The organism is Amycolatopsis palatopharyngis, from assembly GCF_003385185.1.
GTDB lineage: Bacteria > Actinomycetota > Actinomycetes > Mycobacteriales > Pseudonocardiaceae > Amycolatopsis > Amycolatopsis palatopharyngis.
Genome location: NZ_PQHZ01000025.1, coordinates 59,214 through 74,103 on the forward strand (window position 1 = coordinate 59,214; position 14,890 = coordinate 74,103).

The following is a 14,890-nucleotide window of genomic DNA, read 5'->3' on the forward strand; positions in this document are numbered from 1 at the left end:
CCGGGCACCTCCGTTGCTGCTGCGGGCCGAGAATGCGTCATCGCAAGATCCATACCGTACTGCTGGTATGAACGCTGGTAGACAGTATCCGAATCGGGGACCGGCCAGCCAGCCTCCGCTCACGACTGTCGGTCCCACCGCGCAGAATCACATCTGTGCACATCATCGTGGCCCGTGAATCGGACGGCGTCTACTCCCTGCGCGGGCCCGCTGAGCTGGCGGATCTCCGGAAGATCGGGATCGCCGAACTTCGCGATCGCGCAAAGGAGTGGGAGCGAGATCACGCTCCCCGGTGGGTTTTCAGCTCGGTCGAGCAGGACTATCCGGTGCTGCTGGCGGCGGGGATCCGGGTGCGCCGCTGTCACGATCTCGCGCTCACCGAGGGGCTGCTTTTGGCCCACGAGGGCAGGCACGGCGAACCGCGGGGGCTGGCGGGCGGCTACGCGAGGGCCGTCGGCCTGCCACCTCCGCCGGACAGCGAGGCGCACCTCGACGACCAGCCGGCCCTGTTCGACCCGCGCGGTGCGGGCCTGCCCAGGGACATCGCGGTACTCGACGCGGCCGAGACCGTGTTCGCCGAGCAGCGGCGGCGGATCGGGGAGACCGGCCATCCCGACCGGATGAGACTGCTGGTCGCCGCGGAGTCCGCCAGTGCGCTGGCGGCGGCCGAGATGTCGGCCGACGGTCTGCCATGGCGGGCAGACCTGCATGACGAACTGCTCACCGAACTGCTCGGTCCACGCGTACCGCCCGGTCAGCGCCCGCGCAAGCTGGCCCGCCTCGCGGAGCGCGTCCAGGAGGCGTTCGGCGGCCGCCAGGTGAACCCGGACGCGCCCGCGAGCGTGGTGCGGGCGTTCGGCCGCGCGGGCATAGAGGTGCCCTCGGCCCGCGCCCATGTGCTCCGCCATGTGGACCACCCGGCCGTCGCACCGTTGCTGGAGTACAAGGAGCTGGCACGGCTGCACTCGGCGCACGGCTGGACCTGGCTCGACGGCTGGGTCCGGGGCAACCGGTTCCGGCCGGTGTACGTGGTGGGCGGCGTGGTGTCGGGGCGCTGGGCCAGCCGGGGCGGGGCGGCGCTGCAGATCCCCCGGACCCTGCGGGTGTGTGTCCGGGCGGATCCGGGGTGGCGGCTGGTTGTCGCCGACGCGGCGCAACTGGAGCCGCGCGTACTGGCCGCGCTGTCGGGTGACCGCAGACTGGCTGAGGTGTCCGCATCCACCGACCTCTACGACAGCCTCGCGGAGGCGATGTTCTCCGGCGGCACGAGGCAGGCTGACCTCCCGAAGGACGGCGACGGCCGAGATGACCGGTCCAGGGCGAAGATCGCCATGCTCTCGGCGATGTACGGCGGTACCGCGGGCGAGGCCGCCTCCCTGCTCGCCCTGCTCCGCCAGCGGTTCCCGGACGCCGTGTCGTTCGTGGAGCGCGCGGCGCTCGCCGGCGAACGCGGCGAGCGGGTCCGGTCACGGCTCGGCCGCACCTCCCCCGACCCTTCGGCCGCATGGCGAGCGCTCACCGGAGGCACCGTCGACGATCTCGCGGGCGCGGACAAGGCGCGCAGGGCGGCCCGGGAATGGGGCCGCTTCACCCGCAACTTCGTCGTACAGGCGAGTGCGGCCGACTGGACCGCGGTGCTGCTGGCCACCCTGCGCCGGCGGCTCCCGCAGCCCGCGCACCTGGTGTTCTTCCAGCACGACGAGGTGCTGGTGCACACCCCAGCGGAGTTATCGGACGACGTGAGTGCCTGCATCGAGGACTCGGTGCGCGAGACCGCGGAGCTGGTCTTCGGCGCCTCCTGCCCCGTGCGCTTCCCGCTGCACATCGCCGCCGTCGAAACCTACGCCGACGCGAAGTGAGGGTTTGCGGAGTTCCCCAATGCCACATTGGGGACGTTGAAGTACCCCAATGTGGCATTGGGGAACTCTCACCTGCTACCCCGCGGCGGCCGCGTCGTCCATCGCGCGGAGGATGCGCTTGACCGAGACGGGGTAGGCGGTGCGCAGGGTCTGCGCGAAGAAGCTGACTCGCAGTTCCTCGATCATCCAGCGGATCTCGGCGAGCGCGGGACTCGGCGGCGTGCCGGGCGGCAGCGCGTCGAGCACGGCTCGGTACTCCTGCCGCAGCCAGTCGACCTCGCGGAGTCGTTCGAGGTCCCGTGGCAGGTCGCCGGGCAGCTTGTCCAGCCGCCGTTCGATCCCGCGCAGGTAGCGGACCAGGTCCGGCAGCCTGGTGGCACCGGCCTCGGTGACGAAACCGGGGCGCACCAGAGCGGCGAACTGCGTCCGGATGTCCGCGAGCGACTCGGCGTAGGGGCCACCGGGGAAGTCCTCCAGCCGGGCCTCGACGTCGTGGGCCGCCAGCAGCACCCGCTCCACCTCGCCGAGCACGTCGAGCACCGTTCCGCTCAGTTCGCCCCGGACCTTCTCCAGCAGCACCGCGAAACCCGCGTCGTCCCAAGCCGGGCCGCCGTTGTCGGCCATCAACTTGTCCACCGCGGCGTCGACGCAGTCCTCCAGCAGGGCCGCGACCCCGCCGTGCGGGTTCCGGCCGAGCACGAGCTTGCTCTGATTACCGAGATTGCGGTTGATGAACTTCATCGGCGAAGGCAGGCTCAGCCGCAGCAGCCTGCGCGTGCCCGCCCACATCTGCGCCCGCTGCCGGGACGGGTTGTCCAGCATCCGCACCGCGACGCTCTCGCCCTCGTCGACCAGCGCCGGATACGCCTTGACCGCATGCCCGCGCTGCGAGGTCTCGAAAACCTTCGGCAGTTCGCCGAAACCGGGCCCACGGAGCCCACCGCGCTCGATGCTGTCGGCGGCCGCGGAAATGGTCGCCCGCACCTCGCCGCTGAGCTCGCGCTTGAGCGCCTCGAGATCCTTGCCCTCGGCCAGCTTCCGGTTCTTCGCATCCACCACGCGAAAGGTGATCCGCAGGTGCTCTGGCACCTCGTCCGGCCGCCAGGCATCCGCCGGGATCACCACGCCGCGCAACTGCCGGAGCCGTTCGCCGAGAACATCGGGCAGTGGCCCGTCCTCGGGGCCCGCGCCGTCGAGGGCGAGACGTGCGTGGTCTGGCGCGGGCACGACCGTGCGCCGGATCTGCTTGGGCAGCGATCTGATCAGCGCCGTGGCCAGTTCCTCGCGCAGGCCTGGCACCTGCCAGTCGAACCCACCGGGACTCACCTGGTTCAGCACCTGCACGGGGATGTGCACGGTGACGCCGTCGGCGTCACTGCCGGGTTCGAACTGGTACGTGAGCGGGAATCGGAGACTGCCCTGTGTCCACTCGTCCGGATAGTCGGACTCGGTCACCGTACCCGCGGCCTCGTTGATCAGCATCGACTTCTCGAAGCTGAGCAGGTCCGGCTGCTCGCGCCGGGTCTTCTTCCACCACGAGTCGAAATGCCGCGCGGACACCACCTCGGCACCGACGCGCTGATCGTAGAAGTCGAACAGCGTCTCGTCGTCGACCAGGATGTCGCGGCGGCGGGCCCGGTGCTCCAGGCTCTCCACCTCGTCGAGCAGTGCCCGGTTCTCGTCGAAGAACCGGTGCCGGGTGTGCCAGTCGCCCTCCACCAGCGCGTGCCGGATGAACAGCTCCCTGGAGACCTCCGGGTCGATCCGGCCGTAGTTGACCTTGCGCCCGGCCACGAGCGGGACGCCGTAGAGCGTCACCTTCTCCATGGCCATGACCGCGCCCTGCTTGCGTTCCCAGTGCGGTTCGGAGTAGCTGCGCTTGAGTACGTGCTGCGCCAGCGGCTCCACCCACTCCGGCTCGATTCGGGCGGCGACTCGCGCCCACAGCCGGGAGGTCTCCACCAGTTCGGCCGCCATCACCCACCGGGGCTGTTTCTTGAACAGAGCGGAGCCGGGGAACACGGCGAACCTGGTGCCCCGCGCACCCAGGTAGTCGCCCTTGGCCGGATCCTTGAGCCCGATATGCGAGAGCATCCCCGCGATCAGGGCGGTGTGCACGCGCTGGAAGTCCGCAGGCTCGGCGTTCAGCGTCACGCCGAGCTGCTTGGACAGCCTGCGCAACTGGCTGAAGATGTCCTGCCACTCCCGCACCCGCAGGTAGTTCAGGTACTCCGCCTTGCAGAGCTTGCGGAACTGGTTCCCGGACAACTCGCGCTGCCGCTCGCTCAGGTACTCCCACAGATTCAGGTACGCCTGGAAGTCGGAGTTCTTGTCGGCGAAGCGGGCGTGCAACTGGTCGGCGGCCTGCTGCTTCTCGGCGGGCCGCTCTCGTGGATCCTGAATGGACAGCGCGGCCGTGATGATCATGACCTCGCGCACGCACCCGTTACCGTCCGCCTCCAGCACCATGCGCCCCAGCCGAGGATCGACCGGCAACTGGGCCAGTTTCCGCCCGATGGGTGTCAGTCGCCGCCCGGCTCCGGCCTCGTCCGGTTCGAGCGCGTGCAGTTCCCGCAACAGGTTCACACCGTCGGTGATCTGTCTGCGATCCGGTGGTTCGACGAACGGAAACTCGGCGAGATCGCCCAGCCCCAGCGAGGTCATCTGCAGGATGACCGAGGCAAGGTTCGTGCGCAGGATCTCCGGGTCGGTGAACTCCGGGCGGGACTCGAAGTCGGCCTCGGAGTAGAGCCGGACGCAGATGCCGTCCGAGGTACGGCCGCACCGGCCCTTGCGCTGGTTCGCCGAAGCCTGCGACACCGGCTCGATCGGCAGCCGCTGAACCTTCGTTCGATGGCTGTAACGCGAGATACGCGCGGTGCCGGGATCGATCACATACTTGATTCCGGGCACCGTCAGCGAGGTTTCGGCCACGTTGGTGGCGAGCACGATCCGGCGACGCGAGCGGTGGCTCTGGAACACCCGGTGCTGGTCGGCCGAGGACAGCCGGGCGTACAGCGGCAGGATCTCGGTGTCACGTAAGTCCTGTTTGGACAAAGCATCGGCCGCATCCCGGATCTCCCGTTCACCGGACAGGAAGACCAGCACGTCACCGGGGCCCTCCGCGGCCAGCTCGTCCACGGCGTCGCAGATCGCCTGCACCTGGTCCCGGTCGGGATCGCCCTCGGGATCGTCCGGGTCGAGGATCGGCCGGTAACGCACCTCGACGGGGTAGGTTCTGCCGGAGACCTCGACTACCGGTGCGTTGCCGAAGTGCCGGGAGAACCGCTCGGGGTCGATGGTGGCCGAGGTGATGATCAGCTTCAGGTCCGGCCTGCGCGGCAGGAGCTGCTTGAGGTAACCAAGCAGAAAGTCGATGTTCAGGCTGCGCTCGTGTGCCTCGTCGATGATGATCGTGTCGTACTGCCGCAGCATCCGGTCCTGCTGGATTTCCGCCAGGAGGATGCCGTCGGTCATCACCTTGACCAGCGTGTCGTCGCCGGAGTGGTCGGTAAAGCGGATCTTGTAGCCGACGGTGGACCCCGGCTCGGTGCCGAGTTCGCTCGCGATGCGATCGGCCACCGTACGCGCGGCCAGCCTGCGCGGCTGGGTGTGCCCGATCTGCCCCCGGACCCCGAGACCGAGTTCGAGACAGATCTTGGGCAGCTGGGTGGTCTTGCCCGATCCGGTCTCCCCGGCGACGATCACCACCTGGTTGTCCCGGATGGCCGCGGCGAGATCCTCGCGCCGCGCACTGACCGGTAGCTCCGCCGGGTACTCGATGCGCGGTACGGACTCCCTCCTGGTGCGCACCCGCAGCTCGGCCGCATCGATGTCGGCGGAGATCTGCTCCACCAGATCGGTCATCGACCTCGGCTCACGCGAGCGGCGGCGAGCACCATCGATGCGCCTGCGCAGCCGGTGCGCGTCGCGCGGCATCAGCTCGGGCAGCCGGGAGCGCAGCGCCTCGAGCGGGGAGGGAGTAGACATACGGCTTCCACAATAGCGCCGCGCGCCAGCCGATTACCGCCGCAGCACGCTCGGCGAGAGCTGGCCCACGTCCCGGTTGCCCGACAGACCCATACTGATGTCGAAGTCGGCGAGCAGACAGCGCAGCACGTGCCGCACTCCTGCTTCACCCCCGTGGGCGAGCCCGTACACATACGGCCTGCCCAGCAGCACCGCGCTCGCCCCGAGGGCGAGTGCCTTGAGCACGTCGGAGCCGGTCCGCACGCCGGAGTCGAACAGGACCTCCATGCGGTCCCCGACCGCCGTGGCGATCTCGGGCAGCACGTCCAGCGCGGCGATGGCGCCGTCGATCTGCCTGCCGCCGTGGTTGGACACGATCACGCCGTCCATCCCCGCGTCCGCGGCCCTGCGGGCGTCGTCGACGTGCTGGATGCCCTTGAGCACGATCGGTCCGTCCCAGTGCTCACGCAGGAACGGCAGTTGCCGCCAGTTGTGGTCGGTACCGGTCACCATGAAGATCCAGCGCAGGATGGCCGCCGCTTTGTCCTCCTCCGGCGTCTTGTCCAGCAGCGCCCTGAAGGCGGGGTCGGAGAACGGAATCGCCACCCCCTCGCCCCGAAGGAACGGCAGGTAGGCCTGGTCGAGGTCGCAGGGACGCCAGCCCAGCGTCCAAGTGTCGAGGGTGACCACCAGGGTGGTGTAACCGGCCTTCTTGGCCCGGTCGAGGATGCTGGCCGTGACGTCCGGCTCGTTCGGCCAGTACAGCTGGAACCACCTGGGCCCGGCTCCGTTCGCCGCCGCCACCTCCTCGATCGTCGTGGAGGAGGCGGTGGACAGCACCATCGGCACGCCGAGGTCGGCGGCCGCGCGAGCGGTAGCGAGCTCCGCGTCCGGGTGCACGATCGACTGCACGCCGACCGGCGCGAGCAGGATCGGTGCGGGCATCGCGGTGCCTAGAACGCTGGTGGAGAGGTCGCGCTCGGTGGAGTCGGTGAGCATCCTCGGCACGAGCTTCCACCGTTCGAAGGCCGCGCGGTTCGCCCGTACGGTCGACCCCGATCCCGCGCCGCCCGCGACGTAGGCGAACGGTTCCGGCTCCATCAGCGCCTCCGCCGAACCCTCGAGCCGGGTGCCGTCGGTGGAGAACTCCGGCTTCGTGCCGCCGTATCCCTGCAGGTAGATCTCGCTCTGGTAGCTGCCGAACCGCTCGGTCATGCACGCCTCCTCGTCGCCGGCCCCTCGCCTACCCGCCGGTATCCTACGGACCCGGGGGTAATTTGCTGCCGTTGCCGGCCGGGCAACAGGCGGCGAGGGATCAGCCAGATCGAACGAGTACCAGCGCCACGAGGATGGACCGGTGCCGTGTTACCCACGCACCGGTCCATCCCATGCGGCCTTCGCTTCCGTCTCGACACTCCCGCAGGGAGTGCACCAGGACCAATCAGTCCACAGTAGACGAACAAGCGAACGTTGCCACACTACAACCCGAGTTCACCGAGCCGGACACTGATCCTGGGATCGGTGGAGACCACTGGCGATTCGGCCAGCACCCACGGATCCCCGTCGAAGTAGCGCTGGAATATCTTCTCGGCGGTCCGGGTAGCGACCGCCTGCGTGGTCAGCGTCGGATTCGGGCCGCCGAGGGAGTTGGCCAGCGCCGAGTTGTCCGCGATGAACAGGCGCCGCACGGCCCTGGACTCCGCGTTCGCGTCGAGTACCGAATCGGCCTCCGACTCTCCCATTCGCATCGAGGACTGCACGTGCAGGATCAGCGGCGCCCAGTTGATGCGGTACACCTTCTTGGCTCCCGCACCACGCAGCACCTCCGCCGCCTTCCGCGCCATGAACTCACGGTTGCGCCGGGTCCGGGCGCTGCGTTGACGCTGGCGGAACGACACCTTCGGCACCGGCCCGTGTTCGTCGGCAGGAAATGCCGAAAGGGTGACCCTGTTGTCCGGCTCCACATCGTCGTCGGTGATCACCAACGCGTTGAGCAGGGTGTCGATGCCTCCCGCGAGAAGTTCCTTCAACTCCGGCCCGATGACGCGGCCCGCTGGTCCGTCCCACGGTCCTGTGCTGCCGTTGTCGTTGTCGTACTGCCCCCTGATGCCGCTGTCGGACAGCGTCATCGCGAACGCCTCGAGCGCGGGCGGGAGACCGACGTTCTCCAGTCCGCCGAATCCGGGCCACTCCAGCCTCGCGGAGGACCCTGGCCCCTTCGAGTTCCCGGTGTCGCCGTCGAACGAGCCGATGAGCCAGTCGAAGTGGTGGTCGGTGTAGCCACGGCCGACCCAGTCGTTCGGGTTCGGCAGTCCACTGTTGAACCACAGTCGCGGATTCTCGGTACAGCCGCCGGACATGACCACGACGCGCGCGTCCTCCCGGTGCTCGTCCCCGGAGGCGTTGTCCCGCCACGTCACGCCGGTGGCCGCGAGCCCGCCCTGGCGCTGCTCGGTGTGCACCCGGGTGACGTAGGCATCGGTGATCAGTTCGACCGGCCTTCCACCGGCCGACCAGACGTCCGCGGTCAGTGCCATCGGGACGTAGCTGTTGTCGGTGGAGCGCTTGGCGAACTGGTTACGTGGCGCCGCGATCGGCTGCATGCAGCCCTGGAAGCAGTAACCGCAGAAGGTGCAGCCGGTGGCCCTTGGGTACTGCAGGAGGTCACGGTCGGACGTTCGCCCGGCGTTGCCGCCCGGCTGGAGGATCGCGTTCTCTTGTGGACGGTAGGACGGTCCCGTGGTGGTCTTCGTGGTCTGCACCGGGATTCCGAGCGTCTCACAGCCGCGGAACCAGGTCTGCTCTTTGGTGCCCATCGCCGCCGTCTGCACGGGCAGAGTGGTTTCCACCCACTCGAAGTAGGGCACCAGTTCCGCGTAACCGAAGGGAAAGCGGTGCGCGATGTCGTACTGCTCCCGGTCGGCTCCGGTGTAGTCGTCGAAGACACCAGGGTATGCGCGGGGAGAGTTGCCGTAATAGTGCTGCGTGGTGCCACCCACGCCGGCGACCTGCCACACGAAGGAGTTCTGCGGCCACTCGCGGAACCAGGCTGGTTTCGACCTGTCGGTCGGTCCCAGCCGGAAGAACCCGGTGAGCGGATTGTTCGCGTCGTTCTCGAAATGCGTCCACTCCTCACGGGGATTCGCGTGCCGGGGCCCGGCCTCCAGCAGCAGCACGTCGAGTCCGCGGGCCGCGAGTTCCTTCGCGACGACAGGACCACCGCCGCCCGCGCCGATGATGATGACGTCACGCATCGCTGACCTCCGTGCGGTCCTGGTAGTACCCGATGAAGTCGGCCCAGCCCTCGACGGGACCGTCCGGCTGGTACCCCGTCAGCTCCCAGCTGACCGGGCGGCCGGCGAGCTGCTTGCTCTCCGCGTCGAACACGCCGTACTCCGAGAACGAGCCGAACGTGGCGAACTCCAGCAGCGCTCCCCCGACGAACTTCAGCAGTCCGGACACCGAACTGCGCAACGGCTGCGGGAACTCCGCGTCGAGCAGGGCCACCAGGTCGGAGTCGGGGCCTTCCAGCACGCGGAAGGCCTCGGCCTTCTCGGCCCAGGTCAGACGCGCGAACGGGGACAGGAACGGCCCGTTGACCGCGAGCGGGTTGACCTGGGTCGCCAGCAGGTTGAGCAGGCCGGCGATCGGCAACGACAGCGGCATGGTCGCGTCGTTCTCCAGCAACGCGCGCAATGCGCGATCCAGCGTGGCGACCTCGGCCGGGAGCAGGTCGAGCCCAGGCAGGTCGACACCGCTGTCGGCCAGGCCGGTCGCGAGCGCGGCGGCGACCGGCCTGGCCAGCTCGTCGGGAAAGGGCACGAAATTGTCCAGCGAGGCGATCATGAAGTCGGTACCCCTCGCCTCGAGCGCGCCCGGCTCGGCACTCGGGGTGCCCTGCGCTGCCGAGTACGCGTCCGGACCGGGATAGACGAAGACCGTCAGGCCGTTGAGGGTGTCCCTGGCGAGTTCGGCGAGCACTGGTCGGAGCAGGCCGACCAGATCGGGCAGCAGATCGTTCTGGGCGGCGGCAGCAGGGGTCGCGAGCGCACTACGTGGGAGCAGCCCGCCCGCGCCGACGGCGGCGCCCAGCAGCCCGATACGCGCGAGAAACGCGCGCCGGGCCAACGGGGATTGGCTCATTGTCGGTCTCCAGTTGTGGTGGTGTGACAGTCGACACAGTGTGTCTATCGGCCAACTGGAGGTACCGCACTAGGCCGAATGCCCAGAATGTCCGCCCTGTGGTTGTGCAGAATCGCCATCGGCACGCAGATGACAGGCGATCAGGGCCAACGAGAGCGAGAGGCCACTCTGATAGTCCTGCAACGAGCGGCCCAGCAGTGTCTCGAGCCTGCGCAGGCGGTTCAGCACGGTATTGCGATGGCAGTAGAGCCGAGCGGCGGTGGCCGCGGCGGACCGGTTGGTCTCCAACCAGGCGGTCAGGGTCTCCAGCAGGATCTCCCGCTCGGCGGATGGCAGTCGCAACAACGGTCCGAGCACGCCGGACACGAGCCGGTCGGCCAGTTCTGGTGAGCGGGCGACCAGCGCCTCGGGCAGTCGTTCGTCGAGCCGGGCGAGACCGGTGTCGCCGGCGGGCATCGTGCGCAACGCGAGCAGGGCCAGCTCGTGACCGGCTCCGACCTCCGCGAGCCCGTGCACGGGCGGACTCACCCCGACCCGCGCCCGAACCCCGCCGCGCAACAGACCGAGCACCGAGGCCGCGCCGCGTCGTTCGAGCGCGACGATGCCGACCAGCGTTCCCGCACGTGGCTCCCACACCGAGCGCACTCCGTACACGGCCAGCGCGTCCTGCGGCATCGCCAGCCCGGGTGTGCCGTCCTCGGCCAGGTCCGCCGCCAGTACGAGGTAACCACCGCCCGCGGGCAGGCCGAGTTCGACGGCCGCCTGCTCGGCGAACCCGCTTTCGCGGCCCCGTCCACGCAGCAGGTCCTCAACCAGCGCGTGCCTGCGGTGCACGTCCAGTTTGCGCAACTGCAGCTCGGTGTGCCGGTAGGCCCTGGCGAGTTCGGAGGAAGTCTCGTCGACCACGGTCCACACCGAGGTCGCGACGTCGAGCAGTTGCTCGCGATCGACCTCGTCGTCCTCCTTGGCCATCTCCACGAGAGCCCGCCAGATCACCCTGCCGCCGAGGCGGTACGAGCGCAGGACGGAGTCGAGGGGCACCCGCTGTTGTGCCCTGCGGGCACCGGTGGCGACAGCCTCGTCGAACGGGTTCGCCCCCTCCGGAACGGTCTCGCCGAGCAGCTGCAGCACGCGATCGAGATTGTGCTCGCAGGAGTGCCGCAGGTCCTCCAGCGAGACCAGCTCGGCGTCGTGGTACCCGGGGTTCTCCGCAAGGATGTCGGCGACGAGCGTGTCGGTCAGCGCATCCAGCCTGGTACTGAGCTGCCGGGCCATTCGACGGGAAAGTTCCATCGGCCAACCTCCGTGTTCGGCGGATTCGCGGCCGTTTATCGCCGCCGCCGCAGTAGTCGAACCGGATTCTGCCTGCGGGGTCAGTTCCGTGTCTCCTCGACCAGCCATGCCAGGTATTCGGCGCTGCCCCCCTCGATGGATGTGGCGATTACCTCTGGAACGTCGTAGCTGTGCCATCGCGTGAGCTGTTCGGTCAGTGCGGCGACACGGTCGGCCGCGGTCTTGATCTCCACACGCCACTCCGTGTCGTTCTGTACGGCCCCTTCCCAGCGATACACGCTGGTCATCGGCCCAACCACCTGAGCACACGCGCCGAGTCTCGCCTCGATCGCCTTCGCCGCGAGCTCGCGTGCGGCCTGTTCGCTGTCGATCGTCGTGGCGACGATCACGTGCTGCGCAGACATGGGCAGAGGGTACGCGAGGCAGTTTTCCGATCGGTGATTGAAGAGGAGATTGAATCAGTGATTGAACAATGCGCCCGGCTGTGTTGTGCTGGTGCGATGCCGATGCGTACGACCGCGACCTCACCCACCACGCCCACCGCGGAACGCCTGCTCACCGTCGCCGAGTCCCTGTTCCTGCAGGACGGATACGACGCGGTGTCGGTGCGCGCCATCAACACCGCCGCGGGGATGAGTCCCGCCGCTGTGCACTACCACTTCGGCTCCAAGGAGGGGCTTGTCGCCCGTCTGCTGGAGGACCGGCTCGCGCCGCTGTGGCGGGAACGACTCGAGGACATCGCCGGGAACGGGCAGCCGCCCGTGGCCGAGCTGGTGGACGCGATCCTGATCCCGCTCGCCGAACTGGCGGCTGATCCGGTCGGCAGGCTGCGGCTGCACCTGCTGGCCAGAACCGTGCTGGCCGGTAAGCCGATGCATTGGAACTCACCCTGGTTCAAGCTCGCGCCGTGGGTGGATCGGTTGCGCGCGAGCCGCCCTGACCTGACCGGGGAGGAGGCCGCGCACCGCTGGCGTCTCGCGTTCGAGCTCGTTCTGCGCGAGTTCGGTGATCCGCTCGGCGAGCGGGCAGGCTCGCGGCCCGTTCCATCGGTACCGTTGCCCACGCTCGCCGCGTTCGTCACCGCAGGGCTGAGCGCCCCGCCGGGCGCACGGCCCCAGGAAGAGGGGCACCGGTGAGCACGGCGCCCGAGATCTTCGCTCCCGCACGACTCGGGCCGGTGCGACTGCGCAACCGGATCATCAAGGCCGCCACCTTCGAAGGACGCACCCCGCACGCTCTCGTCACCGACGAACTGATCGAGTTCCACCGCAGGCAGGCGGCGGGCGGCGTCGGGATGAGCACGGTGGCGTACTGCGCTGTCGCACCGGAGGGCAGGACCGACCGGCACCAGATCTGGATGCGACCCGAGGCGCTGGCCGGACTGCGCGCCCTGACCGAGGCGGTACACGCCGAGGGCGCCGCGGTGTCCGCGCAACTCGGGCACGCGGGCCCGGTCGCCAACTCGATGTCCACCGGTCTGCCCTCACTCGGCCCCGGTCGCAGGCCCAACCCACTGAGTCTGCGCCTGACCAGGGCTGCGACAGGAGACGATCTGTCCCGCATCGTGGAGGCGCACGGCCAGGCCGCGCGGCTGGCGATCGAGGCCGGGTTCGACGCCGTCGAGGTACACCTCGGCCACAACTATCTGGTGAGCGCGTTTCTCAGTCCCCGGCTCAACCGGCGTACCGATGGCTACGGCGGAAATCTCGAAGGGCGCGCGAGGCTGGCCAGGGAGGTGCTGCGGGCGGTGCGGGACGCCGTCGGCGATCGGATCGCGATCGTCGCGAAGCTGAACATGGACGACGGTGTCCCGGGTGGGTTCTGGCTCGACGAGAGCGTCGAGGTCGCCAGGATGCTGGAGGCGGACGGTTCCGTCGACGCGCTCGAACTCACCGCGGGCAGTTCGCTGCTCAACCCGATGTACCTGTTCACCGGGGATGTACCGCTGCGGGAGTTCGCGGCGACCTTCCCCCGGCCCCAGCGGACGGCCATCCGGCTCGGGGGACGCGCGTTCCTGAAGTCCTACCCGTACCGCGACGCGTACCTGTTGAGTTCGGCGCGCCAGTTCCGGGCGGCGCTGCGAATGCCGCTGATCCTGCTGGGCGGCATCTCCGGCAGGCCGGCGATGGAGCTCGCCATGGCCGAGGGCTTCGAGTTCGTGGCCATGGCCAGAGCCCTGCTCCGGGAACCGGATCTACCGCTTCGCCTGCGCGCCGACCCGGATACCCGGTCACTGTGCATCCACTGCAACAAGTGCATGCCCACGATCTACAGCGGTACTCGTTGCGTGCTCGAAACAAGTGAATTGGCTCACAGTCGGAATATTTAGTACCGCTACACAAGTTCTTCCATCGGAGTCGACTGGTGGGAGATTGATGAGTACGCGTACCGAGGAGAGGCCCGGCACCCGAATACAGGAGGTGCCGGACTCTCCACGTCCGAGCAAGGCCCGGTACGCACTGATCCTCGGCGGGCTCACCGCATTCGGTCCACTTTCGGTGGACATGTATCTGCCCGCCCTGCCCATGATGGCGACGGACCTGGGCACGGTCGACTCGACACTGCAACTGACGCTGACCGCGTTCGTGATCGGGCTGGCACTCGGCCAGCTGGTGGCTGGACCACTGTCGGACTCACTCGGCAGACGCAGACCGCTGATGGTCGGCGTCAGCATCTACGTCATCGCGTCCGTGTTGTGTGCGATCAGCCCGTCGGCCGAACTGCTGATCGCGGCGAGAGCACTCCAGGCCGTGGGCGCGGCGGCCGGGTTGGTGGTCGCGCGGGCGACGGTGCGTGATCTGTTCTCCGGCGTCGAGATGACCCGGTTCTTCTCCATGCTCATGCTGGTCACCGGGCTGGCGCCGATCCTGGCTCCGCTCATCGGCGGGCAGGTCCTCACGGTGACCTCGTGGCGCGGGATCTTCCTGGTGCTGACCGGGTTCGGCGCGCTGCTGCTGCTCGTGGCGTTGCGGTTCCTGCCCGAGCCGCTGCCCGCGCACCGGCGCAGCGCGGTGCGGATCGGTTCGGTCCTGCGCGCCTACCTCGCCCTGTTGCGGGAGCGGGCGTTCCTCGGTTACGCGCTGTCTTCGGGCTTTCTGTTCGCCGCGATGTTCGCCTACATCTCCGGCAGCTCGTTCGTCCTGCAGAACGTCTACGACCTCAGTCCGCAGCAGTACAGTCTCGTGTTCGGTCTCGGTGGCGTCGGCATCGTCGTGGTCGGGCAGATCAACGGCCGCATCGTGGGCCGGTTCTCCGAACGGCAACTGCTCGCGACCGGCCTGCTGATGGCGACGACGAGCGCGTTGGGCATCACCGCGGCGGCCGCGTTCGACCTCGGGCTCGCCGCGCTACTGCCCCCGCTGTTCCTGATGGTGTCGAGTATCGGCCTGGTGATGCCCAACTCGACCTCGCTGGCGCTGGCGAATCATCCGCGTAGTGCGGGATCGGCCTCGGCGCTGCTGGGTGTGCTGCAGTTCCTGATCGGCGGACTGACAGCACCTCTGGTCGGACTGGGTGGCAAGGAAACCGCCCTGCCGATGGGCATTCTCATGGCGTCGTTCGCCGGTCTGGCGCTGCTCTCCTTCGCGACATTGGCGAGGCCGGCGAGCCGGTAGCCGCCCCCGCCG

10 protein-coding genes are annotated in these 14,890 nt (G+C 68.8%); 4 read left to right on the forward strand and 6 right to left on the reverse strand.

Annotated elements, in window-relative coordinates:
• The first annotated feature begins 155 nt into the window (after positions 1 to 155).
• The gene (locus tag D0C15_RS19475) at positions 156 to 1,859 is read left to right on the forward strand and encodes a bifunctional 3'-5' exonuclease/DNA polymerase (protein ID WP_116047476.1); all 1,704 of its coding nucleotides are present in this window, start codon (positions 156 to 158) and stop codon (positions 1,857 to 1,859) included.
• 75 nt (positions 1,860 to 1,934) lie between these two features.
• Here D0C15_RS19475 and hrpA read toward each other — a convergent pair whose 3' ends face one another.
• The 6 genes from hrpA to cutA all read right to left on the reverse strand — a co-directional run bounded on the left by hrpA (position 1,935) and on the right by cutA (position 11,668).
• Positions 1,935 to 5,849 (reverse strand): ATP-dependent RNA helicase HrpA, encoded by a 3,915-nt coding sequence (gene hrpA, locus D0C15_RS19480; RefSeq protein WP_116047478.1) that lies wholly within the window; start codon positions 5,847 to 5,849, stop codon positions 1,935 to 1,937.
• Positions 5,850 to 5,882: 33 nt separating this feature from the next.
• Positions 5,883 to 7,043: a lactate 2-monooxygenase gene (locus D0C15_RS19485; RefSeq protein ID WP_116047481.1), complete on the reverse strand. Its 1,161-nt coding sequence runs from the start codon at positions 7,041 to 7,043 to the stop codon at positions 5,883 to 5,885.
• Positions 7,044 to 7,306: 263 nt separating this feature from the next.
• Positions 7,307 to 9,082: a GMC family oxidoreductase N-terminal domain-containing protein gene (locus D0C15_RS19490; RefSeq protein WP_116047483.1), complete on the reverse strand. Its 1,776-nt coding sequence runs from the start codon at positions 9,080 to 9,082 to the stop codon at positions 7,307 to 7,309.
• Positions 9,075 to 9,971, reverse strand: coding sequence for a hypothetical protein (locus tag D0C15_RS19495; protein WP_116047486.1), 897 nt, complete (start codon positions 9,969 to 9,971; stop codon positions 9,075 to 9,077). The genes D0C15_RS19490 and D0C15_RS19495 overlap by 8 nt, the downstream gene beginning before the upstream one ends.
• Before the next feature lie 69 nt (positions 9,972 to 10,040).
• Positions 10,041 to 11,264, reverse strand: a complete 1,224-nt coding sequence (locus D0C15_RS19500) for a PucR family transcriptional regulator (protein ID WP_116047488.1) — start codon at positions 11,262 to 11,264, stop codon at positions 10,041 to 10,043.
• Positions 11,265 to 11,344: 80 nt separating this feature from the next.
• On the reverse strand, positions 11,345 to 11,668 hold the full coding sequence (gene cutA, locus D0C15_RS19505) for a divalent-cation tolerance protein CutA (RefSeq protein WP_116047491.1): 324 nt from the start codon (positions 11,666 to 11,668) through the stop codon (positions 11,345 to 11,347).
• Between the two features lie 102 nt (positions 11,669 to 11,770).
• Between cutA and D0C15_RS19510 the strand changes: the two genes are divergently transcribed.
• The 3 genes from D0C15_RS19510 to D0C15_RS19520 are packed head-to-tail and all read left to right on the forward strand — an operon-like array spanning position 11,771 to position 14,878.
• Positions 11,771 to 12,400 (forward strand): TetR/AcrR family transcriptional regulator, encoded by a 630-nt coding sequence (locus D0C15_RS19510; RefSeq protein ID WP_116047564.1) that lies wholly within the window; start codon positions 11,771 to 11,773, stop codon positions 12,398 to 12,400.
• A complete protein-coding gene (locus D0C15_RS19515) occupies positions 12,397 to 13,593 on the forward strand; it encodes an NADH:flavin oxidoreductase (RefSeq protein ID WP_116047493.1) in 1,197 nt (398 codons plus the stop codon). Before D0C15_RS19510 ends, D0C15_RS19515 begins: the two co-directional genes overlap by 4 nt.
• 46 nt (positions 13,594 to 13,639) lie before the next feature.
• Complete coding sequence (locus D0C15_RS19520; protein WP_116047496.1) at positions 13,640 to 14,878, forward strand: Bcr/CflA family multidrug efflux MFS transporter; 1,239 nt, start codon at positions 13,640 to 13,642, stop codon at positions 14,876 to 14,878.
• Positions 14,879 to 14,890 lie beyond the last annotated feature (12 nt).